Annotated in this window: 22 protein-coding genes; 5 read left to right on the top strand and 17 right to left on the bottom strand. The window is 45.7% G+C overall.

Going from position 1 to position 24,319, the window contains the following annotated elements; all coding sequences use genetic code 11:
* Positions 1 to 112: 112 nt before the first annotated feature.
* The 7 genes from RIF36_RS08840 to RIF36_RS08810 all read right to left on the bottom strand — a co-directional run bounded on the left by RIF36_RS08840 (position 113) and on the right by RIF36_RS08810 (position 6,093).
* Positions 113 to 925: a toast rack family protein gene (locus RIF36_RS08840; protein WP_350073451.1), complete on the bottom strand. Its 813-nt coding sequence runs from the start codon at positions 923 to 925 to the stop codon at positions 113 to 115.
* Positions 926 to 1,103: 178 nt separating this feature from the next.
* Positions 1,104 to 2,231 (bottom strand): molecular chaperone DnaJ, encoded by a 1,128-nt coding sequence (gene dnaJ / locus RIF36_RS08835; RefSeq protein WP_350073448.1) that lies wholly within the window; start codon positions 2,229 to 2,231, stop codon positions 1,104 to 1,106.
* Positions 2,232 to 2,237: 6 nt separating this feature from the next.
* A complete protein-coding gene (locus tag RIF36_RS08830) occupies positions 2,238 to 2,816 on the bottom strand; it encodes a nucleotide exchange factor GrpE (protein ID WP_151996289.1) in 579 nt (192 codons plus the stop codon).
* Positions 2,817 to 2,888: 72 nt separating this feature from the next.
* On the bottom strand, positions 2,889 to 3,881 hold the full coding sequence (gene obgE / locus RIF36_RS08825) for a GTPase ObgE (RefSeq protein WP_317492395.1): 993 nt from the start codon (positions 3,879 to 3,881) through the stop codon (positions 2,889 to 2,891).
* Positions 3,882 to 3,940: 59 nt separating this feature from the next.
* The gene (locus RIF36_RS08820; RefSeq protein ID WP_350085416.1) at positions 3,941 to 4,513 is read right to left on the bottom strand and encodes an adenylate kinase; all 573 of its coding nucleotides are present in this window, start codon (positions 4,511 to 4,513) and stop codon (positions 3,941 to 3,943) included.
* 71 nt (positions 4,514 to 4,584) lie between these two features.
* Complete coding sequence (hpt, locus tag RIF36_RS08815) at positions 4,585 to 5,112, bottom strand: hypoxanthine phosphoribosyltransferase (protein WP_350073444.1); 528 nt, start codon at positions 5,110 to 5,112, stop codon at positions 4,585 to 4,587.
* A gap of 69 nt (positions 5,113 to 5,181) precedes the next feature.
* The gene (locus RIF36_RS08810; RefSeq protein WP_350124263.1) at positions 5,182 to 6,093 is read right to left on the bottom strand and encodes a M20/M25/M40 family metallo-hydrolase; all 912 of its coding nucleotides are present in this window, start codon (positions 6,091 to 6,093) and stop codon (positions 5,182 to 5,184) included.
* An 81-nt stretch (positions 6,094 to 6,174) separates the two neighbouring features.
* Between RIF36_RS08810 and upp the strand changes: the two genes are divergently transcribed.
* Entirely contained in the window at positions 6,175 to 6,855 is a 681-nt protein-coding gene (upp, locus tag RIF36_RS08805) for a uracil phosphoribosyltransferase (RefSeq protein ID WP_350073440.1), read from the top strand.
* 71 nt (positions 6,856 to 6,926) lie between these two features.
* On the top strand, positions 6,927 to 7,394 hold the full coding sequence (locus RIF36_RS08800) for a hypothetical protein (RefSeq protein WP_350073438.1): 468 nt from the start codon (positions 6,927 to 6,929) through the stop codon (positions 7,392 to 7,394).
* Positions 7,395 to 7,405: 11 nt separating this feature from the next.
* On the opposite strand, the gene RIF36_RS08795 is transcribed toward RIF36_RS08800, so the two are convergent.
* Positions 7,406 to 8,437 carry an SMP-30/gluconolactonase/LRE family protein gene (locus tag RIF36_RS08795; protein WP_350124269.1) on the bottom strand — a complete coding sequence of 344 codons (1,032 nt, stop codon included), beginning with the start codon at positions 8,435 to 8,437 and terminating at the stop codon, positions 7,406 to 7,408.
* Positions 8,438 to 8,601: 164 nt separating this feature from the next.
* On the opposite strand from RIF36_RS08795, the gene RIF36_RS08790 reads away from it, so the two are divergent.
* The 3 genes from RIF36_RS08790 to RIF36_RS08780 all read left to right on the top strand — a co-directional run bounded on the left by RIF36_RS08790 (position 8,602) and on the right by RIF36_RS08780 (position 9,618).
* Positions 8,602 to 8,862, top strand: a complete 261-nt coding sequence (locus RIF36_RS08790) for a hypothetical protein (protein WP_350073434.1) — start codon at positions 8,602 to 8,604, stop codon at positions 8,860 to 8,862.
* Positions 8,863 to 9,016: 154 nt separating this feature from the next.
* Complete coding sequence (locus RIF36_RS08785) at positions 9,017 to 9,397, top strand: hypothetical protein (protein WP_350124272.1); 381 nt, start codon at positions 9,017 to 9,019, stop codon at positions 9,395 to 9,397.
* A 35-nt stretch (positions 9,398 to 9,432) separates the two neighbouring features.
* On the top strand, positions 9,433 to 9,618 hold the full coding sequence (locus tag RIF36_RS08780) for a PspC domain-containing protein (RefSeq protein WP_151996282.1): 186 nt from the start codon (positions 9,433 to 9,435) through the stop codon (positions 9,616 to 9,618).
* Here RIF36_RS08780 and RIF36_RS08775 read toward each other — a convergent pair.
* From RIF36_RS08775 to RIF36_RS08735, 9 genes are all read right to left on the bottom strand, one after another.
* Complete coding sequence (locus RIF36_RS08775) at positions 9,615 to 10,817, bottom strand: formimidoylglutamase (protein WP_350124276.1); 1,203 nt, start codon at positions 10,815 to 10,817, stop codon at positions 9,615 to 9,617. The two genes, RIF36_RS08780 and RIF36_RS08775, sit on opposite strands and share 4 nt — an antisense overlap.
* Positions 10,818 to 10,848: 31 nt before the next feature.
* Positions 10,849 to 12,147 carry an NADH:ubiquinone reductase (Na(+)-transporting) subunit F gene (nqrF, locus tag RIF36_RS08770; RefSeq protein WP_350118082.1) on the bottom strand — a complete coding sequence of 433 codons (1,299 nt, stop codon included), beginning with the start codon at positions 12,145 to 12,147 and terminating at the stop codon, positions 10,849 to 10,851.
* A gap of 151 nt (positions 12,148 to 12,298) precedes the next feature.
* On the bottom strand, positions 12,299 to 13,141 hold the full coding sequence (gene accD / locus RIF36_RS08765; protein ID WP_151996280.1) for an acetyl-CoA carboxylase, carboxyltransferase subunit beta: 843 nt from the start codon (positions 13,139 to 13,141) through the stop codon (positions 12,299 to 12,301).
* 134 nt (positions 13,142 to 13,275) lie between these two features.
* Positions 13,276 to 15,003: a hypothetical protein gene (locus RIF36_RS08760; RefSeq protein WP_350124279.1), complete on the bottom strand. Its 1,728-nt coding sequence runs from the start codon at positions 15,001 to 15,003 to the stop codon at positions 13,276 to 13,278.
* Between the two features lie 134 nt (positions 15,004 to 15,137).
* The gene (locus tag RIF36_RS08755) at positions 15,138 to 15,398 is read right to left on the bottom strand and encodes a DUF4834 family protein (RefSeq protein WP_151996278.1); all 261 of its coding nucleotides are present in this window, start codon (positions 15,396 to 15,398) and stop codon (positions 15,138 to 15,140) included.
* 26 nt (positions 15,399 to 15,424) lie between these two features.
* Entirely contained in the window at positions 15,425 to 18,238 is a 2,814-nt protein-coding gene (gene carB, locus RIF36_RS08750; protein ID WP_350092585.1) for a carbamoyl-phosphate synthase large subunit, read from the bottom strand.
* Positions 18,239 to 18,460: 222 nt separating this feature from the next.
* Entirely contained in the window at positions 18,461 to 19,855 is a 1,395-nt protein-coding gene (lpdA, locus tag RIF36_RS08745) for a dihydrolipoyl dehydrogenase (RefSeq protein ID WP_350124282.1), read from the bottom strand.
* Positions 19,856 to 19,889: 34 nt separating this feature from the next.
* Positions 19,890 to 21,410: a 2-oxoglutarate dehydrogenase complex dihydrolipoyllysine-residue succinyltransferase gene (gene odhB, locus RIF36_RS08740; RefSeq protein ID WP_350124285.1), complete on the bottom strand. Its 1,521-nt coding sequence runs from the start codon at positions 21,408 to 21,410 to the stop codon at positions 19,890 to 19,892.
* 17 nt (positions 21,411 to 21,427) lie between these two features.
* Positions 21,428 to 24,151: a 2-oxoglutarate dehydrogenase E1 component gene (locus RIF36_RS08735; RefSeq protein ID WP_151996274.1), complete on the bottom strand. Its 2,724-nt coding sequence runs from the start codon at positions 24,149 to 24,151 to the stop codon at positions 21,428 to 21,430.
* Positions 24,152 to 24,319 lie beyond the last annotated feature (168 nt).

Genomic DNA, 24,319 nt, shown 5'->3' with positions numbered 1-24,319 from the left:
GCACCTGGCTATATGTTCAAGAATTTGGCTTTTATAAAATACGCCATTGCTTGTTAACCAGTTGGCACAATTGCTACTCGAAAAAGATAAAATGAATAAACTGAAAATCTATTTACTTCTTGCTAACGAACTCCACGTTGCCGAGAGCAACGTCTACATTGAACTCCATTAAGTCCAGGGCATCGGGATGATAGCTGGAGCTGGTGTACACATTTTTTCTGATCTGTGTAAACTCGGCAGGCATTTTAACACTGCAAAGAGGCGAGTTGTGCAGATAAATTATCACCGGAACATTTTCCTTCGGCATAATCATCTCCAATCTGCCCGCACCTACGCTTGCCCTTATTTTTGACGACTGCTGACTTTTATCACTAAAGTCAAGTACGGCCGTACCAAATCCTACCTCAGCCACAATTACTTTTGAGTTGGTAAGGTTGATATGATTGGCTATCAGCGAACCCAAGTCAACCTTCACAAAAAAAGTGTCCATTGCTACCAGGTTTCCCTTGCCATCGGCATAATCAACTATGACGTCAGCACTTCCGGTGTTTATCTTAAGTTTCTCTACAGGAATGCCAGAAAGATCCACATCCGCATTGCCGATGCCATAAGCTAGCTGAAGAGAATACACTTTGTCCTCTGTAAGGAGAATCTTCCAGTAGTTCTTGTCGTCTTTCTTGCTGTCTCCAAAAATACTGGAGGTCAGGCTTTTACTTATTGTGGAGGATTGATAGTTCTCAAGGTCAAGGTTGACATGCTTGACGCTGTTCTTTATGTAGGTTTTGAAGGAAGGATTGATGGTCTCGAAGTCTGGATTGCCATAAATATTGACTGGCTGGGCTGCTTTCACAGGCCGGATATAGCAAGAGCCAGAAGTTGCACTCAAGCAAAAATCCACCTTTTGAAAGGCAGAGTCGTTGCTCACAGAGTAAAACTTTTTTAACTGACTAAAGGACGAAAAACTTGCTAAAAGACTAAAACTTAATAAAACCAATCTCCGCATAGTGCCTATCAACGATATACAGCACAGAGAGTTGCGAATGTTGAAAGAAAATAATAAAAAATGCAGTTCCTTTCGACGAAACTGCATTCCGATATAACTTTTAAAAGAATTCTTTCATTTTATCGAAGAACCCTTTTTCCGATTTGCCTGGATTAGGGCTGAAATTGTCAGATTCTCTGAATCTTTCGAGTATTTCCCTTTCCTCTTTGTCGAGTGTTTTGGGTGTCCAAACATTGACGTGGATCAGCTGGTCACCCCGGCCATAGCCGTTCAGGTCAGGAATACCTTTGCTTCTCAGCCTGAGTAGTTTACCGCTCTGGGTGCCTGGCTCAATTTTTATTTTTACGTTGCCATCGATGGTTGGCACTTCCAGCGAAGTACCGAGGGCAGCGTCGGCGAAGTTGAGGTACAAATCAAATATGACGTTGTTGCCATCTCTTTTCAGCAAATCATCTTCAATCTCTTCCACCACAATCAGCAAGTCGCCGGGCGTTCCGCCACCAGGAGCAACGTTACCTTTGCCCGACATTGACAATTGGATACCATCAGAAACACCAGCCGGTATTTTGATGCTGATCACTTCTTCCTGAGGCTGCAAGCCTGAGCTATCTACGCCGGGTGGCCGTTTGTCAACTCTTTGGCCAGAGCCACCACAAGCGCTACAAGTGCTGCTGGATACCATTTGGCCAAGCATGGTGTTAACTACCTTCCTCACCTGACCAGCGCCGCCGCAGGTAGAGCAGGTAGCGTACGTAACGCCTGGAGCAGTTACCAGCCTTGTCACTTTTATTTTCTTTTCAACTCCGTTTGCTATTTCTACCAGGGTAAGCTTCAGCTTGATGCGAAGATTAGACCCCTTTCGACCACCGCCACGACCGGAGCGTCCGCCTCCAAAAAAGCTTTCAAAAGGGCTGCCGCCACCACCACCGAAAATATCGCCGAACTGGTCAAAAATGTCGTCCATTGACATGCCACCGCCACTGAAGCCGCCACCCGGGGCACCACCAACACCCTGATGACCATAACGATCATACCGCTGGCGTTTCTCAGCATTGCTTAGGACTTCATAAGCTTCGGCTGCCTCTTTGAATTTTTCCTCAGCCGTAGGGTCATTGGGGTTTTTGTCAGGGTGAAATTTGATGGCTATTTTTCTATAGGCCTTCTTTATTTCCTCCTGTGGTGCGCCCTTTTCTACTCCTAAGATTTCGTAAAAGTCTCTTTTCGCCATAGTCAATTATGCCCCTGTTACCACTTTTGCAAACCTGATGACCTTGTCACCCAAAACGTATCCCTTCTCCACGACATCTATCACCTTTCCCTTCAACGACTCGTCGGGTGCAGGAAACTGAGTCACCGCTTCGTGTAATTCGGGGTCGAACTCGTGGCCGGTGTCAACTTCCATGGCCTTCAGCCCTTTTTGGTCAAGCACCTTGATTAGTTTGTTGTAAATAAGATCAATACCTTCTTTTACTGAAGCCTCAACCTCTTCACTATCTATTGATTTTTTTGCCCTTTCAAAGTCGTCTACCACAGGAATAAGTACGGCCAATACGTCCTCACCAGCCGTTTTTATAAGTTCCACCCTTTCTTTGGCTGTTCTTCTTCTATAGTTATCAAACTCAGAATAAAGCCTCAGGTATTTATCTTTCGACTCTTCCAATTCTCTCTTCAGTGCAGTCATTTCGTCTTCAGCAGCATCTGACCCATTGTCAGTACTCTCCTCAGAGGCATTGGCATTTTCGCTCTCCAAAACCTGCTCTTCTACACTATTCTCAATAGTTTCTTTGTTCTCTTCCACGTTTTTTTTTGCCATTTCAAGAAACATTAATTCCTGCCAGCAAGAGTCAATTACTTTGCCAAACCCCTTCTGACTGACAAGATGACACTAGCTGTTAATGGTTTGCCAAATCTTATCCTTCAGTTCCTGTATGCCTTGTTGGGTTACGCTTGAAATAAATATGGCTTCTACATCGTCGGGCAGCTCTGCTTTCATCTCCGTCATGAGCTCCTCATCGAGCATATCCGACTTCGTGATCGCCAGGAGACGTTGCTTATCCAGTAGTTCCGGGTTGAACTTTTTGAGCTCGTTGAGAAGGATGTAGTATTCTTTTTTGATATCTGAAGCATCGGCAGGGAGCATAAACAAGAGAATAGAATTTCGCTCGATATGTCGCAGAAAGCGCACCCCGAGGCCTTTTCCCTCAGCTGCACCTTCGATGATGCCCGGTATGTCGGCTACCACAAACGACTTAAAGTCCCGGTAGGGCACAACACCCAAATTGGGCGTGAGGGTGGTAAAAGGATAGTCGGCTATTTCGGGCCTTGCTGCTGAAATAACGGAAAGAAGTGTCGACTTTCCGGCATTTGGAAACCCCACAAGGCCTACATCGGCTAAAAGTTTCAACTCCAGGATTACCCAACCCTCCTCACCTGGCGTACCTGGCTGGGCATAGGTAGGCACTTGATTTGTGGGCGATTTAAAATGGTCGTTGCCCAGTCCTCCGAGGCCACCCTTTTTTAAGATGACTTTTTGACCATCCTCAACAATTTCGAGCAGCTTCTTCCCTGTTTCGGCATCCCGGGCAACCGTGCCCAATGGGACATCCAGAATAATGTCTTTACCCTGAGCACCCGTGCATTTGTCACCTGCGCCAGCCACACCGTTTTCTGCAATGATGTGCTTTCGGTATTTGAGGTGCAACAAAGTCCACAGTTGAGAATTTCCTTTTAGAATAATGTGGCCACCCCGGCCACCATCACCGCCGTCGGGCCCTCCTTTATCAATAAATTTTTCCTGATGAAAGTGAACTGAACCAGCTCCGCCGTTGCCCGACTTGCAGCTAATTTTTACGTAATCAATGAAGTTATTGTCAGCCATATAATAAATGAGGACGCTTTTCGCCATGGAAAAGCATCCCCCTCCTTATTTCTTTGCTCTTAGAAAGAGTCTATTACGCTGCAAATGTCGTGAAATATCTCTTCTATTTCACCAACTCCCTCTATTTGATGGTATTTACTTTGCGACTTGTAGTAATTAGCTACCGGCATCGTCTCATCCTGATAAACTTTTATCCGGGTGGTTATTTTGGCTTCGTCCTGGTCATCCGCTCTACCAGAAGTCTTGCCCCTTTCTTTGATCCTAACCCTTAACTCAGCTTCAGGAACATTGAGTGCTATCATTCCTTTGATAGGTTCGCCCATACCATTGAGCAGCTTGTCCAGCGCCTCGGCCTGATTAACCGTGCGGGGAAAGCCATCGAAAATAACCCCCGACGACCCATCGGTAGACTTCAGCTTGTCATCTACCATGCCAATCACCACCTCATCAGGAACCAGTTTGCCCTCATCCATGTATTTCTGAGCTAGCTTTCCAAGCTCAGTGCCTTCAGTCAGGTGCTTGCGAAATAAGTCACCAGTTGATATATGCGTCAGGTGATATTTGCTAATTAGCTTTTCACTCTGGGTTCCTTTACCGGCACCCGGAGGGCCAAACAAAACAATATTCAGCATTACATTAGGTTTCGTTTCTTTTACAAAGGGTCAAAAATCCGAAATACTTATCAAAAAAAGAATTACAAACTTCAGTCTTTAATTTTATAGATGTCTGGCAGTTGCCTGCCTAGCTCGTCATAGTCAAGTCCGTAGCCCACAACAAACTTATCAGGAATGCTGAAACCAACGTAATCAAGTTGATATTTGTTCTTAAAAACATCAGGTTTTACCAGTAGCGTGCAGACTTTAACTGATGCTGGCGACTGCTCCCAAACCATTTCCAAAAGCTTGCTCATTGTGCGCCCTGTGTCTATAATATCCTCTACAATCAACACTTCTCTGTCTTTCAACTCATGCATGAGCCCTATCAGGGTTTGCACTTCACCGGTTGAGGCCGTCCCTCTGTAAGACTTCAGCTTTACAAAGGAAACCTCGGCATCGACCTTGAGCAAACGAATAAGATCGCCGGCAAAAATGAAGGCACCGTTCAGCACGGCAAGCATCACAAGGCTTTTCCCGGCATAATCCGTGTCAATTTGCTCAGCAAGCTCGTTGAGTCTATTGCTAATCTGGCTGCGATCTATGTATGGCTCAAATTCCTTGCTGTTTATCATCATACCTCTTTAGTTTTTTAAGGCAAATAGCTGTTTGAAATACACAATCATTTGCCTTGCAACCCAACTCGACTACAATTCAGCCATCAATACTTCATACAGACTAATCATAGCAGAGATGTCGTCTTTGTGCACGGTTTCGTTCGGTGAGTGTACGTTACTTTCAGGAGCCCCCACAAAACACCAGTCGATAGGATAGGGAGAAATTTGCACGTCCCGACCATCGGAAGAGCCGCTCCCCTCCACTTCTAGCTGAAAAGGCACACCTGAAGCCTGAGCAATGGCAATGATTCGATCCACATACGACTTTCGTGGAATATTTTTATCTCTCATTGACACTGCAACGCCTTTACCATGATGCACTCCGTCAGTTACCCATGTGATGTCGGAAACCAGTGCCTGTTTTATCTGCCAGCGCTCGTACAAGTATTTAGTGAGGTATTGCACCGAACCACCTCCGTGTTCCTCCCATGCGCTGAAGACTATCACTCCGTGTTCAAGTGTTTCCGCTACTTTCAAGGCATTATAAACGCCCAAACGGTTATCAAGATAACAAGTGGTTACCATGTCGTCGTGTTGTCGAAAGTTGCACTTATAGGTAAGCCCTGTGCCTCTATCAATGGCTCGACCAAATTCATAAAAGGCACGGCCTTCTTCATTTAACACAAGCTTGCATTCGATTGGCCCAAGGCTGTCTTCCCCTACCAGCAACGTACCCGTATCGGCATCTGGCCCGCCAATAGGCACCAGTTGATTGTCGTACCGGACAGTAAACCCAATGGAGTCCATGTGCGCAAAAATTGCCGTCCTGGGATTGCCAAAGGCCAGGATGAGGCAATCCTGAAACTCCGGCCCCTGAATAATCTCAGGCCTCACTTTCCATGTCTTTTGCTGCTTGTTTATATAAGACAGCAAGAACTCCTTCATAGGAGCTTCATCGCCTGAAGGCGCATACACGGCACAGAGGTCTTTCAATAGCTTCATGGATTTTCCAGTTTTCTTAAATGTCAACCCTGGAGAATCAACCCCATGGTCATCGGATGCTTTTTAATGGCGGTTAAATTTATGAAATTGAAACATCTCAAAAGCATTGCCATGAAGATTCATATTTTAAATCAGCAAACCTCAATAGCCAACCAGTTTTTATGTGAATTGAGGGACACGTCGGTACAGACGGACAGGCTTCGTTTCCGTGCCAATTTGGAGAGGCTGGGAGAGCTGATGGCCTACGAGTTTTCGAAAACGCTGATGACAAAAAAATGTGAAGTAGCTACTCCTCTGGGGACTTCGCAAGCAGAAGTACCTGTAAATGACTTAGTAATGGTGACAGTGCTAAGAGCAGGCATTCCCTTCTATCAGGGGTTTCTGAACATTTTCGACAAGGCAGAATCTGGCTTTATCGGCGCCTACAGGGAGGAGGGCTCTGCAAAAGATTTAATGATAACACTTAATTATTCTGCTTTACCCAACCTTGACAACAAACAACTCGTATTAATTGATCCTATGCTGGCTACCGGGAAATCGCTAGTGAAGGCTTTCAACCAATGCCTGAAATATGGCCACCCGAAAGCCGTTCATATCATGTCGGTGATAAGCGCTCCTGAAGGTATCAGCTATCTGAAAGAATCAATCGATCACCCGGGAAGTATATGGACCTGGGCAAAAGACAGCCATTTAAATGAAATGGCCTATATCGTGCCAGGCCTTGGCGATGCCGGCGACTTATCTTTTGGAATCAAAGAATGATTCGTTGACGATTTGTGTTGATTTGGAAAGTGATAACTCCAACTTTTTAATATTGCTTTCACCCTGTATATATGCAGATCAATTTCGTAGCCGAACTCCTGAAATACCTGGGCGTTTATGTTCTTAGCATGTTTAAGTTCATTGTCGGCCCCACTATTGGTATTTCTTCAGGGCTAAATATTTTTGTCACCTTCGGGCTTTCAGTAGCGGGTATGATGACCATGGTTTACCTGGTCACCTACTTTGGCGAGCAGGTGAGGTTCCTCACCAGCCGCTTTTTCAAACCGAAGCCCAACGAAAAAAAATTCACAAAAAAGAAACGGCTTTTCGTGACCCTCTGGAAAAAATATGGTGTCTACGGAGTGTCCTTCTTTTCCCCACTATTCATCACACCGATAGGTGGTGCGCTGATACTCAATACGCTCGGTGTGAAAAAGGAACAGATCATTGGGCCGATGTGGGTGAGTGCCATTTTTTGGGGCATTATTCTCACCCTTTTTGTAAAATACGCCAAAGACCTCATTATTTGGCTCTACTAACTTATCCAAGCTTATTCCCTTAACTTCATCCTTAGCAATCGACTTTCGGAAGTAATGTAAACCACCTTGTCGTCGCCTGCAAAAGCTATATTGGCTGTTGGTGCTCCGGTGATTATTGTGCCCAGATGCTTTCCGGAAGGACTTAGAACAACTACTCCACCCGGGCCAGTGGCAAAAATGTTTCCTTTAGAATCTACCTTCATCCCATCGGGATTTCCGGGTGTTATTTTCGTCAATTCAGTAGCATCAAAGAAGACTTTCCCTTCTCCAACAGAGCCATCTTCATTGACCGGAAAAGACATCCAAATTGACCTTTCGGGGTCAGAATTGGCTACATACAATGTCTTCTCGTCAGGCGACAAGGCTATGCCATTGGGCTTGGACATTTTATCCGTGACAAGTTCGATTTCTCCACTTTTCTTTAGCCGGTAAACGCCGTTGAATGGAATCTCTTTGATAGGGCTGGCGTCCAGGCCTGTAAGACCATACGGGGGATCCGTAAAGTAAATATCTCCCCAGCTGCTCAAAATAAGGTCATTTGGGCTATTCAGGCGCTTGCCCTCGAACCTATCAACCAACGTAACAAATTTGGAGGCAGGCGCATCTATGGGCGCATCCATCCTGGCCACCCTTCTGTCGCCGTGCTGGCACAACAATAGCCTGCCCTGGTCGTCCAAAATAAGGCCGTTGGCTCCAGGCTCCCTTTCTTCCTTTCCTGCTTCCGCAGTGTAGCCCGAAGGCTTCAGGAATACGCTAACACCCTCACCTTCCTTCCATTTGTAAGCCACATTGTTAGGCACGTCAGTAAAAAGCACCATCTGCTGCGATGGCACCCACACTGGCCCCTCTGCCCAGGTGTAGCCCTCTCCCAGTATTTCGAGTTTTGCGTCTTTATCAATTAGTTTGTCAATAGCAGGATCCAGCCGCTCCACTACCTGTGGTTTCGATGCTTCTTCATTGCTAGTTTCTTCAGTCTGCGATTTCGGCGACCCACAGCCGCTCATCACAATGGCAATAGCCACACTATAGTAAATAGGTTTCATACGAGTAGGTATATTAAAAGTAGTTTCAACAATATTTGAGTAGTTAATTTCCGAATATTTTGATTGGGAAGTGGGTGCAAAACGTAAATTTTCGCTTTCGTAAAAAAACTTTTCACATTCGTCGGCGTTTGCTCTATTTTTCTCATGTATTAATTACCCAGAGGATGTTTGGCATATTCAAAAGAAAAAAAGAATCCCCCAGGAAAGAGAAAAAGCTTGAACTAGTTGATCTGGAGCAGCAGCCCCTTGCCGTTGGCGACAAAGTGGAATCCCTTAGGTATGATCTTGGCATAAGCATATTGATCCAGGAAGAAGATGGGCTCTACTACCAGTCAGAAGCGAGCGGAACCAAGGTCCACTGGACTAAAATGATCGATGCTTCTACAGAATTTCAAAAGGTGAAGAAGATTATTGTTGACAAGTAAGGGCTGAAAAAGGACAGTCCACCCGAACAAAGGTGAACAATCTCCGGTCTAAAAGTGTCCGGTTTCGTTACAGCCCAGACCTTCCTTGTTCCATCTATTAACTTGTTTATCAAACAGTTACCTTGTTTGGCATTTGAATTGCAAGCCTTTTGGCATGCGGTCGAAAACTCAAATAAAGGGAGCTATATTCAAAGTCGCTTCTCTGCCTGCTTTTAAAAACATTGTTATCATTCTGGGGATAGCCGTAGCCCTTCTCGTAGGCTTCTTCACTTTACACGCTCAGCCCAATGCAATGGGTGAGTTTGCTATTGATCCGAAGACAGTAAGCTCCAACGTCAGGGTTGTGGTCTCGGATTTTCTTGACGTTGAAACTACGCCTGAAGTGATTATTTATGACAGGAACCTTGACCTTATTTTATCTGCCAATCTGACGTCAATTTCTGATTATGAAAAGGAGCACCTCAGTAGATTGCTGAAAGTATGTGATCTTATGTTTTCGAGCGATAATACAACCATTTATCAATTGGATAAATAATTGCGTTCGCCTATATTCCATAAACCTTATTTAACATGACTCAAAGACTAACAAGATCAAGAGATAAAATGCTGGGCGGTGTTTGCGCAGGAATTGCCGACTACTTTGGGTGGGATCCTACCATGGTTCGCCTTGGTTATGTTGTCCTGTCTCTACTCAGCGCCGCCTTTCCAGGCATACTTGTATACATCATCATGTGGATAGTAGTGCCAGAAAGTTAATTCAGCTTTGCATGGGTGGTCATCCACCTTTCCGGAATTTCACCTTTGGTAGCCGTTTCATAATCTTTGTAGCTACACGGCACAATGCTATTTCTGCTGTACTTGGCTTTTCCTCCCGGATATGGCACTTCCATCCACCACTTTTCCGACGACTGGCTCTTGAAAAAGGTAATGGTTGAGGGCTGGTTGTTCATCGACACCACGTATTTGGTGTAGTCTTTCTCCCTAAAGTGTCTGTCGTCTTTTCTATGATAATACCCCTCTATAAAGTACCAGATCATCGTAGCTGTAACCATGGCGGTTGAGCTACGGATGTCGTCCTTCAGCAGGTTGTAGCCATAGAAGCCAGCAGAACTGAGCTTCTCGCTGTTGCCCGCATACCAGCAAATTTGGCAAGCCTCCTCACCAGTAAGGCCGAAAACCTGTGCATGTTGCCCGCCTGGTGCATAAATAGAGCTCAGTGCCGATATGTCGAAGCTCAGCATGTCAGCCTGCCGGATAGACGGTTCCATTTCGTCAATACTTTCTCTCAAGACCCCGAGGCGTACAGCTTCAAAATAAAATTTCTCGACAATGTTCAGCGCCTGCTGGTCAACCAGGTAGGTTTGGAAAGCAAGGTGAGTATAGTTAAAAAGGTAGTTAGGCTGATGAACAAGGATTCTATGTAGTCGACGATCAGCGTCTGAGGCCTTTTTATCGTCCTCTAAATCGAATGAACTGTCAACGCCAAGCACCGAGATCATCTTGTCGAAAGCCTCATATGCCATGTACTGGCCATAGTCGATATCATGTGAGCCCCCGACAATAATTGGCAGAATATCCTTTTCCAGCAGCGATTGCACCACCTCTTTCAGTCTTAGAACGGTGTCTTCGGCGGTCGGCCCGTTTCGCAAATTGCCGAGATCAACGATGTTATTCTTACCAAGCCCTTTGCTCAGCCCATAAAGCTTTTTTCGAATTGCATCTGCCGATTGATCAATGCCTTCACCACTGTTTTCGCCTCTGTGCTCTTTGATCCCAACAATTGCTATGTCAGTGTTCTTCAGGTCGGGCATCTTGTTGGAGAATATCCTGATGCTCTTTAGAAATGCAGACTTCGGCAATGCTTTGGTGACATCTGAAGAAACCGGGTCGAAAAAAAGCTTGAAGTCCATTTGCTCGCTTGAGATTGAATCATAAAAAAAGGGAAAAATTTTCATTTTTCCCTTTTACAGTGTCTTGATTCAGAGATTATCCTCCGAAGTCATCAAATCGAATATTTTCATCCGGGATACCAAAATCCTCTCCCATTTTCTGAACTGCGGAGTTCATCATAGGAGGTCCGCAGAAGTAAAGCTCTATCTCTTCAGGAGACTCGTGCTTGCTGAGATATTGGTCAATTACAGCCTGGTGCACAAAGCCCAGGAATCCGTCTCCCTCTTTGTCGTTTACATCTTTCTTCACTTTCCAGTTATCCTCGGGCAATGGCTCCGAAAGCACTACAAAGAATTTGAAGTTAGAAAAAGCCTTTTCTAGCTGATAAAAGTGGTCAAGGTAAAATAGTTCTCTTTTCGAACGGCCACCATACCAAAAAGTGACGGTTCTGCCGGTTTTCAACGTTTTGAAAAGCTGATAAAGGTGTGATCTCATTGGTGCCATACCAGCGCCTCCACCTACGTACAGCATTTCTGCGTCAGAAGGATTAATGAAGAACTCTCCATAAGGGCCTGAAATTGTTACCTTGTCGCCCGGCTTTCTTGAAAAGATGTACGAAGAAGCTAAGCCCGGATTAACTTTCATCCAGCCATTATTTGCTCTGTCCCATGGAGGTGTAGCGATCCTCACGTTTAGCATGATTTCTCTGCCCTCAGCTGGATAAGACGCCATAGAGTAGGCTCTTTCAGCAGATTCAGGGTTAACCATTTTCAAATCCCAAAGACCAAATTTATCCCACTCCTTCTGAAATTTCATTGGATCATCGTGCTCCTTAGGGTGGGCAGTAATGTCCATGTCTTTGAAATCAACCGTACATTTTGGCACCTCAATCTGAATATAACCACCGGCCTGGTAGTCCATATCCTCTGGAATCTCAACAACAAATTCTTTGATAAATGAAGCCACGTTGTAGTTTCTAACAACAGTTGCCTCCCATTTCTTGATACCGAAAATCTCTTCAGGTATCTCTATTCTCATGTCTTGCTTCACCTTCACCTGGCAGCCAAGCCTCACGTGCTCCTTTTGCTCGCTTCTGCTCAGGTGACCAACTTCTGTGGGAAGAACGTCGCCTCCACCATCCAGCACCTTACATTTACACATGGCACAAGTACCACCTCCACCACAAGCTGAGGGAAGAAATATTTTTTGGCCAGACAATGTCGACAGTAGGCTTGTGCCAGCTGCTGCTATAAGGGGGTTCTTCTCGTCCCCGTTAACAATGATCCGCACGTCGCCTTGTTGAACCAGCTTGGCCTGAGCCACCAGAAGAATTGCCACCAACAAAAGAATGATGACGGTAAAGGCTACAATAGAAGTTAGAACAATAGATGTCATTGACTATGAAAGATTTTTGGTTCTTACTTAACAGACACAAATATATCTATAACACGGGTTTTCCATTAACCAAACACTGAAAATTTGAATATAATTAGCAAGTGCTATGGTTTAACCCTGCGTGCCCGGTTTAGTTATCAGCTTTTATAAATTAATTATTGATGAGCTTCAAGAGATTGGTAAGTTTTGTCTTCAGGTTCCTTCTATCGACAATAAAGTCCAGAAAACCGTGATCAAGCACAAACTCAGCACTTTGAAAGCCCTTAGGAAGATCTTTTCCAATCGTTTCACGGATGACCCTTGGCCCGGCAAAACCAATTAATGCTCCAGGCTCTGCTATATTAAAGTCCCCAAGCATCGCAAATGAAGCTGTTACACCGCCGGTAGTTGGATCCGTTAATAATGAGATATAGGGTATTTTTGCTTCGGACAAGAGCGCCAATTTTGCCGATGTTTTAGCCATCTGCATCAGCGAGAAGCCTGCCTCCATCATTCTGGCACCCCCTGATTTGGAAATCATAAGGAATGGAATCTTATGCTTAAGGCTATGATCGATTGCCCTGGCGATTTTCTCCCCCACGACCGAACCCATTGAGCCGCCAATAAAGGTGAAATCCATGCAGGCAATTACTATTTCGGAGCCGTTCATTTTGCCCACTGCCGATCTCACAGCATCATTCAGCCCAGTCTTCTTAATAGAGGCCTCAATGCGCTTTGGATAGGGGGCCGAGTCAGTGAACTTGAGCGGGTCAGCCGACTTCATGTTGGCATCGAGCTCCTGAAACTTATTGTTGTCAAAAAGTATTTCGAAATACTCTTTTGATCCAATACGCACGTGAAAGTCGTCGTCGGGGCAAACGTAAGCGTTATTTTTCAGCTCCCGGATATGGATGATATTACCACTTGGCGTCTTGTACCATAGTCCGTCAGGTGCCTCTCTCTTCTCGTCCGTCGGTGTTAATATTCCCTTGTCCTGTCTCTTAAACCACGCCATACTGTTTCCAATTGTTGGACTGCAAAGATATTAGATATTCTTTAAAAGTAACGACGAATTAAGCAGATGCTAAGTTCCCGCATGCAATGAATAACCCACCATTGCTGATTCAAATTTGCGACTCCCACTAGCCCCTAAAACTTAATACTTACTCCAAAGTAGGGCGAGAAATACTGCGTGGCCTTATAGGAGCCGTCCGCTGTTGGCGCAAAGGCCCAGTAGTAATCAACGCCTGCCGCCAAAAACCTATTGAGGTGATAAATGAAGCGAACCTTGGCCAGGGATCTTTCGTCAAGCTTAAATGCGTCTTTCAGAGTGGACAGATTGCCTTTCACATAGCTTCCGTGAATCGACACTTTGTCGCCGAGCCTGTCAACATCGGCATTTAACCTCACCACCGCCGGAGCCGTTTCAGAAACATCGTCGGGCAACAAAATGCTGCCACCAAGCTGCACCTTCTGTAGTATGTGCCCTGTCAGGCTCCCGTAGATTCCGCTCATTTTCTCCGCATTAGCTAACGAAAGCAGGCGTGCATCCTTGTTCAGTTCATAGGAGGCATCGAAGAACTGGGGGAGATAATTAGCGGTATAGTTAAGGCGTTCAATTCTCATGTCAGTGCTGAGAAGGTCAGCGATGAAATTGAAACGAAAATTGATTCCACCGCTGATTCCGTGGCCATCTGTAAATTCCCTTGTATCACCCTGTGAGGCATATATTGTAGCAATTGAGTCTGTCAGGGCAGTGGTGCCAACGTTTAGCTTAGAATAGTTGAAGAATGCGTCAATCTGAATAAAAGGAACCCTCAGCAGATTGATACCTGCATCAAGGCCAAAAGCACCCACACCGTCAGCGGTAAATTGATTCACCACAAAAGTGCTGTCGCTGGTTGGCCGCTGGGTCTGGTCTTTGTCTTTGATAACAGTGGCTCCAATTTCCAGTGTTCTAACTATCGGGATAATCGTCCAGGCCATGGGGCGCACGTAGGGCCTTACAGCCAGCAGATTGAGCGAGGCGGGGTCAAAGTCGCTGTACATCCCTTCCAGCCCAAACAGGCCCTTGAAATTCAGGTCGTAGTGAAGCCCAAGCTTCCTCTTTTCGTAACTAGTAGTGTTAGTATAGTTGTTAACCAACCCTCCAAAACCAATCATGGTATTATTCAGCTCACCAACTCGGACATAGACCGGGTCTCTTTTTTGCGAACCATACCTGATGTATCTGATCAACCTGGCAGCACCAACACCGCCTTCAAAAATCTCCGTCCGTATCGCCTGGCTCTCCAGCCCGTACAGTACAGGCACATTGAGGCCCAGACCTATTTTCCAAATTTTGAATTCCGGAGCGAGTACCAAGCCTACAAAATTCTCATCTCCAATCTTTGTGTAGGTCAGCCCTCCGGTGAAAGAACCTCCGGATTCACTGTCGGGCGGCCCAGCCCTGAAATCTTCAGGAACTGGTGCAACTTCCCTTTTTTCCCGTTCTTCCTTCGGCTCCTTTATCTTTTTTTCTTCTTCTGGCTCACTCTCAAATTTTTCCTCCTCAATGGGCGCCTGCAGACTGTCTGTTGCTGGAATTGTATCAGCCTGGTAAGTAGTAACTGGTGTTATTGAGTCAAGAGGCTGTGTTGGCAGCGTGAGTGTGTCGACCACGGGTACTGGTGCAGTGAGGGTATCGGCTGCCACCGTTGGCTGATCAACCTTCTCAGCTTTCTTGTCTTTTTTCTTTTTCTTCTTTTTTGTGTTCTCCCACAAATAGGAATAATCGGCAAAAGGATCTTCGGCTTCCTGTTCCTGGGCAACTACAGGAGCTGCCACAGATAGAAAAAACGAAGCTACAAGCAGGTAGAATAATATTCTCTTATTCATAAAAGCTAAATTATCATAAAAATAATACTATTTCCAAATCGTCAAGTGATCGAAGTCTTACTTGCCATCAGAAAAAAACAAAAGCGCTTCAATTGAAGCGCTTTTCACTATAAAATCAAAATATTGTCAGCAGTCTATTTTACCTCCTCATAATCTACGTACTCCCCACCTATCTTCCCTGACGATGATTTCCGTTTTTTCACCTCGTCTTCAGGGATATAGTCCACTTTTATTTCCTCGTGGCGGGCGTTGGTCGTTGTTCTGCTCCTATACTGTTGCTGCTGGCGCTGCTGATATTGTCTCCCCGATCCAAAATAAAGGGCCCTCATGATGAAGCCGCCTACTTTATAGAAGACGTAAAAGAATATTAAGAGTATGAGAATGAATTTAAACATCTGCTTTAAATTTTAAGTCTTACTGTTTAACGACTCAAATAAAGATTTCGTTCTGAATAAATCTTTAAGAAGTAGTCATCCATCAGATCGTCAATAAAATATATAGCTTCGCCCGTCGATTTCATTTCCGGGCCAAGCTCCTTATTCACATTGGGGAACTTGTTGAAAGAAAATACGGGAACCTTGATTGCATATCCCTGTTTTTTCGGAGAAAATTTGAAATCCTTCACTTTCTTCTCCCCTAACATCACCTTTGTGGCATAGTTCACATAAGGTTCATCGTAGGCTTTGCATATAAACGGCACAGTACGTGATGCCCTTGGGTTTGCCTCAATAATATACACCTGGTCATCTTTTATTGCAAACTGAATGTTGATAAGACCAACCGTTTTCAGCGCCAAAGCAATGGTTTTGGTGTGCTGCTCAATCTGCCGAATAATGAAGTCTCCCAGGTTGTAAGGAGGAAGCACAGCATAGGAATCGCCAGAGTGAATTCCCGCCGGCTCGATATGCTGCATGATACCAATAATGTAAACGTCTTCTCCATCGCAAATAGCATCCGCCTCCGCTTCAATAGCACCGTCAAGGAAGTGATCGAGAAGTACCTTGTTACCCGGAATGTCTTTAAGAAGATCTATTACATGTGACTCAAGCTCCTGCTCATTGATCACAATTTTCATGCTTTGACCTCCCAAAACGTAGGATGGACGCACCAGCAAAGGAAAACCAAGCTTCTTCGACAGCTCAATGGCCTGGTCGGCATCTTCTATCACACCAAACTCAGGATACGGAATGTTGTTCTCCTTTAGCAGGGAAGAAAAGCTACCTCTATCCTCCGCAAGGTCAAGAGACTTATAGTCGGTTCCGATAATCTTGATGCCATATCTTTCGAGCTTTTCTGCGAGCTTAAGTGCTGTCTGCCCACCTAACTGCACAATAACACCCTCCGGCTGCTCATGCAAAATGATGTCGTAGATATGCTCCCAGAAAACTGGCTCGAAGTACAGCTTGTCGGCAATATCAAAGTCAGTAGAAACCGTCTCTGGATTGCAATTGATCATGATGGTTTCGTAGCCGCATTCCTTAGCTGCCAACACACCGTGCACGCAAGAGTAATCAAACTCGATTCCCTGACCGATTCGGTTGGGCCCAGAGCCCAGGATCACAACTTTCTTCCTGTCACTTCTTACCGACTCATTCTCGTCATCAAAAGTGCTATAATAGTAAGGTGTTTTCGCTTCAAACTCCGCAGCGCAGGTATCCACAAGTTTGTAAACCCTTTTTATTCCCAATGCGTGACGCTTGGTGTGCACTTCGCTTTCCAGGCAACCCAAAAGATGGGCGATTTGTCGGTCGGCGTAACCTTTGGTTTTGGCTATTCGAAGAATTTCCGCCGGAATGGTCTCTATCGTAAACGATTCGATTTCATTCTCTAATTTTAGGAGCTCCTCAATCTGGTCGAGGAACCACATATCAATTTTGCTGAGCTTGTGAATGGTCTTCAGCGGAATGCCCAGCTTAATGGCATCATATACATGGAAAAGCCTGTTCCAGCTTGGATGACGGAGGCTCTCCAGGATTTGCTCCTGATTAGTGACTTCCTTGCCATCGGCACCCAGGCCGTTTCGTTTTATCTCAAGTGACTGGCAAGCCTTTTGAAGCGCCTCCTGAAAGTTACGGCCGATGCCCATTACTTCACCGACCGACTTCATCTGAAGACCGAGACGACGGTCAGCGCCTTTGAATTTATCGAAGTTCCAGCGTGGAATCTTTACAATGACATAGTCGAGCGCCGGCTCAAAAAATGCTGATGTACTGCCAGTAATTTGGTTTTTTAGCTCATCAAGGTTATAGCCAATCGCCAGTTTAGCCGCTATTTTGGCAATTGGATAGCCAGTAGCCTTTGAGGCAAGTGCCGAGGAACGAGACACCCTTGGGTTGATCTCAATGCCCACGATCATGTCGTCTTCAGGATTAACAGCAAACTGCACGTTGCATCCTCCGGCAAACATACCAATGCCATTCATCATTCTGATGGCCAGGTCACGCATGTGCTGGTAAATAGTGTCAGGTAAGGTCATGGCTGGCGCCACAGTAATTGAGTCGCCAGTATGCACACCCATAGGATCAAAGTTCTCAATCGAGCAGATAATAATTACGTTGCCAAGATTGTCACGAAGCAATTCGACTTCATATTCCTTCCAACCCAGAATACTTTGTTCCACCAGTACCTCGTGAATAGGCGAGGCGTGTAGACCATTGTTCAGTGCCTGATCAAACTCTTCCGGCTTCTCAACAAACCCACCACCAGATCCACCAAGTGTGTAAGACGGGCGGATAACCAAGGGGAAGCCAATTTCCTGTGCTATTTCCTTTCCCTGAAGGAATGACGTAGCCGTTGCCCCTTTACACACGTTTACCTTTAGCTCGTGCATCTTCAGCCGGAATTTCTCCCGGTCTTCGGTGGTCTCGATGGCGGCAATGTCCACACCTATGATCCTGACTCCATATTTTTCCCAAAGCCCCGCCTTTTCACAATCGATGGCCAGGTTGAGAGCAGTTTGACCACCCATTGTGGGCAGCACCGCATCAATTTTGTGCTTTTCAAGTATCTGTTTGATGTATTTCTTCTCCAGCGGCAACAGGTACACGTGATCAGCGGTGACCTTGTCGGTCATGATTGTGGCTGGATTCGAGTTAATCAGTATAACTTCTATTCCTTCTTCACGAAGTGACCTCGATGCTTGCGAACCGGCATAGTCGAATTCACAGGCCTGTCCGATGACGATAGGGCCGCTTCCAATGATTAGAATTGATTTGATACTGGGGTCTTTAGGCATCTTTAGAATGTATCGTTAAAAGGAGGGTTAGCAATTCACAAATCCCGGCAAAGTTATATGCCACCGCCCGATTATCAAAAGAGATTTCGGAAAGATGGGCAAGAAAAATGAAGATGAATGACAGGCAGGGCTTGTCGGCTCAAAGAATATCACAGATTGAGTGGTTACCAATTAAAAAGCCACCCTGTGAGAGTGGCTTTTTAAGTGCAATCAATCTGTTTTTTACATGTGAATTGGCCGGTTATCCGTTGCTGCCAAACACGCTTCTTTCACGGCCTCCATGTAAGTGGGGTGTGCGTGCGACATGCGTGACACATCCTCGGCAGAAGCCCTGAATTCCATGGCTGTGACGCCAGCGGCAATCATATCAGCCGCTCTGGCACCAATAATATGGATGCCCAGTATCTCGTCAGTTTGTTTGTCGGCCAATACTTTCACTAGTCCATCTGTATCTCCCGAAGCCCTTGCTCTGCCAAGCGCCTTGAACGGAAACTTTCCGACCTTATATTCTTTTTTCTGATCTTTAAGCTGCTCCTCGGTGTAGCCCACAGCGGCCACTTCCGGCCAGGTGTATACAACACCGGGGATCAGGTTGTAATTAATGTGAGGCTTCTGTCCCATTATGGTTTCAGCTACAAACACACCCTCTTCCTCGGCCTTGTGAGCAAGCATAGCACCCTTGATGACGTCGCCAATAGCCCAAATATTGTCCACGTTGGTTCTCAGGTGACCGTCCACTTCAACCAGTCCTCTGTCGGTTACTTTCACCCCAGCTTTGTCCAGGCCAAGTCCTTCAGTGTAGGCCTTTCTACCAATTGACACCAGGCAGTAGTCCCCCTTGATATCTACCTTTTCACCTTTCGGAGTCTCGGCTGTTATGGTCACTTCCTTGCCCTTAGCCTCCACCGCAGTCACTTTATGAGACAGGTAAAACTCCATGCCAAGTCCCTTCAGCGACTTTTGAAGCTCCTTGCCCATGGTTGAATCCATCGTCGGGATGATGCTATCGAGGAATTCCACAACTGACACCTTGGCCCCCAATCTTGCATACACTGAGCCCAGCTCCATACCTATAACGCCACCACCAATCACAATCATGTGCTTGGGCACTTCGGTCAGTTCGAGAGCCTCGGTGCTGGTGATGATCCTTTTCTTATCGATTTTAATAAAAGGAAGACTTGCTGGCTTGGAGCCGGTAGCAATGATTACTTTCTCGGTGGTAATCTTCTTTTCTTCTTTTCCTGAAACTTTGATGGTGTTCTTATCTATAAAGGAACCCATGCCATGAAAAACATCGATCTTGTTCTTTTTCATCAGAAAGTTGATACCGTCGGTGTTTTGCTTCACCACGTCCGTTTTCCTGGCTATCATTTGCTTCAAATTCACTTTCGGCTGAGGAATGTCAATCCCATGCTCCTTAAATGTGTGTGCTGCATTGTGAAAGTGCTCGCTTGAATCGAGGAGCGCCTTTGAGGGGATGCATCCGACGTTGAGACAGGTGCCTCCCAGGCTATCATATTTCTCAATAATCGCCGTTTTTAAACCCAACTGTGCGCACCTGATGGCTGCTACGTATCCGCCGGGTCCTGAACCAATTACTGTTACCTGATAATCCATGTTGTTTGTTTTAATTAAAAAATAGTAACGGGTTTTACACTCCCAGAAGAAGCCTGCTAGGATCTTCGAGCAGTTGCTTCACACGTACAAGGAAGCTGACAGACTCACGACCATCAATGATGCGGTGATCGTAAGAGAGGGCCACGTACATGATCGGTCTGACCACTACCTGGCCGTTTTCCACAACAGCCCTTTCTACGATATTGTGCATACCCAGAATAGCTGCCTGGGGCGCATTAATAATAGGTGTAGAAAGCATGGAGCCAAAAATGCCTCCATTGGTAATGGTGAATGTACCGCCTTGCATTTCGTCTATGCTCAACTTTCCGTCTCTGGCTTTCAATGCCAGTCTCACTATTTCCTTTTCTATTTGATCGAAGCTAAGTGCTTCGGCATTTCTTATTACCGGCACAACAAGACCTTTTGGCGTGGATACCGCTATCGAAACGTCGGCATAATCGTTATACACGATTTCTTCCCCGTCGATCTGCGCATTTACGGCAGGCCACTCTTTCAAGGCCATTGTAATTGCCTTGGTAAAGAATGACATAAAGCCCAGGCCAACTTCGTACTTTTCCTTGAAGCTGTCTTTGTATTTCTTTCTCAATTCCATTACCGGGCCCATGTTCACCTCGTTGAAAGTAGTGAGCATGGCTGTCTCATTCTTTACAGAAACCAACCTTCTTGAAATAGTCTTGCGAAGAGAGGACATTTTCTCTCGTCTCTGCCCCCTTGAAACACCGCCACCGATTTGAGGTGCGGCATAGGATGGAGTTGCTGGCTTGCCAGCATCAGATTTTGGAGCTGCCGACTTTTCAGCTTTCATGGCATCTTCTTTCGTGATACGTCCGTCAACTCCGGTTGCTTTCACATCAGAGGCAGAAAGTCCTTTCTCTGCCATAAGCTTTGCTGCTGCCGGAGATGCATGCCCAGCTGCATAAGGTGAACTGCCTGATGTTGCAGGAGCAGCAGCCGGGGCAGGGCTTTCGTCCTCCTCTTTGGCAACCGCACCTTCCATTACTTCAATTTTGCATATTAAAGCACCTATCTCAAGTGTTTCTCCCTCCTTGGCGATGACCTGAAGCTTGCCTGTAGCTTCGGCAGTGAGTTCAAAAGTGGCTTTGTCAGATTCAATTTCAGCGATTACTTCATCCAGCTGCACAATTTCGCCGTCCTTTTTGACCCAGGAAGATATGGTCACCTCATTGATAGACTCGCCAACCGTGGGGACATGCATTTCGATTGTCTCGCCAGTCGATGTCGCCTCTTTAGCCGGCGCTGACTTTTCTTCCTTTTTCTCTTCTTTTGCAGGAGCTGCACTATCGGTGTCAATACTGCATATAACAGCACCAATCTCAACAGTTTCTCCCTCTTTGACCAAAATCTTTATTTTTCCGGCTGACTCAGCGTTTAGCTCGAAAGTGGCTTTGTCAGATTCCAGCTCACACAGAAGTTCGTCCCTCTCCACAATGTCACCATCATTCTTTAACCACTTGGCAATGGTTACTTCGGTTATTGATTCCCCTACTGTAGGGATTTTAACTTCAAGGCTCATTATTTATTAGGGTTTAATTATGCAAATGCTTTTTGTACAATCTCTTCCTGCTCTTTGTTGTGCAGTTTGTAGTAGCCAGTGGCAGGAGAGGCTGCTGCTTTTCTTGAAACCAATTCCATTCTTACTTCAGGGAACATCCTTAGCAAGAAGGTCCAGGCACCCATATTTTCGGGTTCCTCCTGGGCCCATACGAGTTTGGCTCCTTTGTATTTATTGATTTCTGCGAGGATTTTCTTTCTCGGGAAAGGATGAAGCTGCTCCACACGAACAAGCGCAACGTCTTTTCTATTACTTTTCTGACGTTCGTCCAGTAGGTCAAAATAAATCTTGCCAGTGCACAGGATAAGCTTTTTCACGTCCTTCGCTTTCACTTCAGTGTCGCCAATTACCTCCTGGAAACCACCTTCAGTCAAGTCGCTGATTGGCGACATTACAAGTGGGTGACGGAACAGCGATTTTGGTGACATTAATACGGCAGGCATTCGGAATGGCATTACCAACTGGCGACGCAGCATATGGAAGAAATTGGCAGGTGTAGTCAGGTTGCAGAAAAACATGTTGTTGCCAGAGCACATCTGAAGGAATCGCTCAGGGCGAGCATTGGAGTGCTCTGGCCCCTGACCTTCGTAGCCGTGAGGTAATAACAACACAAGGCCGTTCATTCGCTGCCATTTGGTATACGATGGCACGATGAACTGATCAGTCATCACTTGCGCACCGTTGGCAAAATCACCAAACTGCGCTTCCCAAATAACCAGCGCATTTGGGTTGGCCATGGCATAACCAAACTCAAAGCCCAGCACACCAAATTCAGAAAGCAGAGAGTTGAAGATTCTGAATTTCTCCTGGCCTTCTTCAATATGATCTAAACTATTATGGGGCTTGTTAGTGACACTGTCACGCAACACTGAGTGCCTGTGAGAAAACGTGCCCCTTTGCACATCCTGGCCAGTCATTCTGACAATCTTTTTCTCAAGAAGCAGCGATCCATAAGCCAGTAGTTCAGCAGTAGCCCAGTTGACGGACTTCTCTTCGAAAATCATCTCGGTACGCTGCTTCAGCACTTTGTCAATTTGCTTCAATGGCTTGAAGCCCTTTGGAATAGTTGTGAGCGCCTTGCCTACTTTATCGATTACTTTCTGATCAACAGAAGTTTTAGGCGGGTTTTCAAAATCATCTGGCTTTGAAATTCTTAGCTCCTGCCACTCCTTCTCCATTGGGGAGTATTGATAAGGGAGCGGCTTTTGCTTCACCATGTTGAGCCTGTCCTGCAAAAGGTCTCTGAATTCAGAATCCATTTTGTCGGCTAGCTGGGCATCCACATCGCCTCTTTCTATCAGGTGCTTGTTATATACTTCCCTTGGGTTCGGGTGCTTCGATATAATATTATAAAGCGATGGCTGGGTGAATTTCGGCTCATCACTTTCGTTGTGCCCATGACGACGGTAGCACACCATATCAATAAACACGTCTCTCTGGAATTTCTGTCTGAACTCCACAGCCAGGTTAACGCAGAAAATAACTGCCTCAGGCTGATCACCATTTACGTGAAGCACGGGCGAGTCAATTACTTTAGCCACATCCGTACAGTAGATACTGGATCTGGCGTCGTCGAAGTCTGTTGTAAAGCCTACCTGGTTATTGATAACAAAGTGAATAGTACCACCTGTGGTATAACCATCCAGCTTACTCATTTGAACCACTTCGTATACTATGCCCTGGCCAGCTACCGCCGCATCTCCATGAATAAGAATCGGAAGCACTTTGGTCGCATCGTTTTTGAATTCCCGGTCGACCTTTGCTCTCAGAAACCCTTCCACTAACGGATCAACCGCCTCGAGGTGAGATGGGTTGGGTGCCAGCCTGAGATCGACGGTGTTTCCTGATGGCGTTACTATCTGGCTGGAGTAACCCATATGGTATTTTACATCGCCATCGCCCATTGTCTGGTCGGTGGCGGCATTCCCCTCAAACTCATTGAATATCTGCTCATAGGTTTTGCCCATGATATTGGCCAGCACATTCAGCCTACCCCGGTGAGCCATGCCTATCATCACTTCCTGTACACCCAGTTCAGCTCCTTTATTAATTATTGCGTCAAGTGCTGCTATTGTTGTTTCGCCACCCTCCAGAGAGAATCTCTTTTGACCTACATATTTAGTGTGAAGGAAATTCTCGAAAACAACCGCCTCGTTCAGCTTCCTTAGTATCCTTTTTTTCTCGTCAATAGAAGGGTTAAAATTCAAGGCGTCGAACTCAACCTTCTTTTTGTACCACTCCAAAATATCCGGCTCCCTGATATACATATATTCGAAGCCGACGGCCCCTTCGTAAATCTGCTTAAGCGACTCAACAATTTTCCTAAGCGTCGCTTTCCCAATACCAATCGTCGCCCCCGACTGAAACTCAACATCAAGATCCGCTTCCGACAACCCGAAGTCACTAAGGTCAAGTAAGGCCTTCCGATCCTTCCTTTCCCTTACCGGATTGGTTTTAGATTTAAGGTGGCCACGTGTTCTGTAGGCATGAATAAGATTACTAACAGCGATCTCTTTGTCCGACACGCCTCCAGAGGTAGTGGCGGCTTGACCATTTTCTCCATACTTCGATTGAGAAAACTCAAATCCCTCAAAAAATTTCTGCCAGGTAATGTCTACTGACTCAGGGTCTTGTTTGTAACTTTGGTATAGTTCATCGATGTAAGACGAGTGTGCGTTGGCGATATAGGAATATTTATCCATGTTCTTGGGTGACGTTTAATTAGGTAAAGGTATATAATACATTAAACGTATTAAAACTGTATATTCGTTTTAACAAATATACCTGCTATTTTGATTTAAAGGCTCATTTTTCTAGTCCAACCAACGGGCAGTTAAAGTCATCCGCACATTTCACTGCCGAACCAGTTA

Source organism: Imperialibacter sp., from assembly GCF_040222815.1.
Lineage (GTDB): Bacteria > Bacteroidota > Bacteroidia > Cytophagales > Cyclobacteriaceae > Imperialibacter.
Note: the sequence above shows the minus strand (reverse complement) of the source record. Positions and strands in the feature narration are given on the sequence as shown.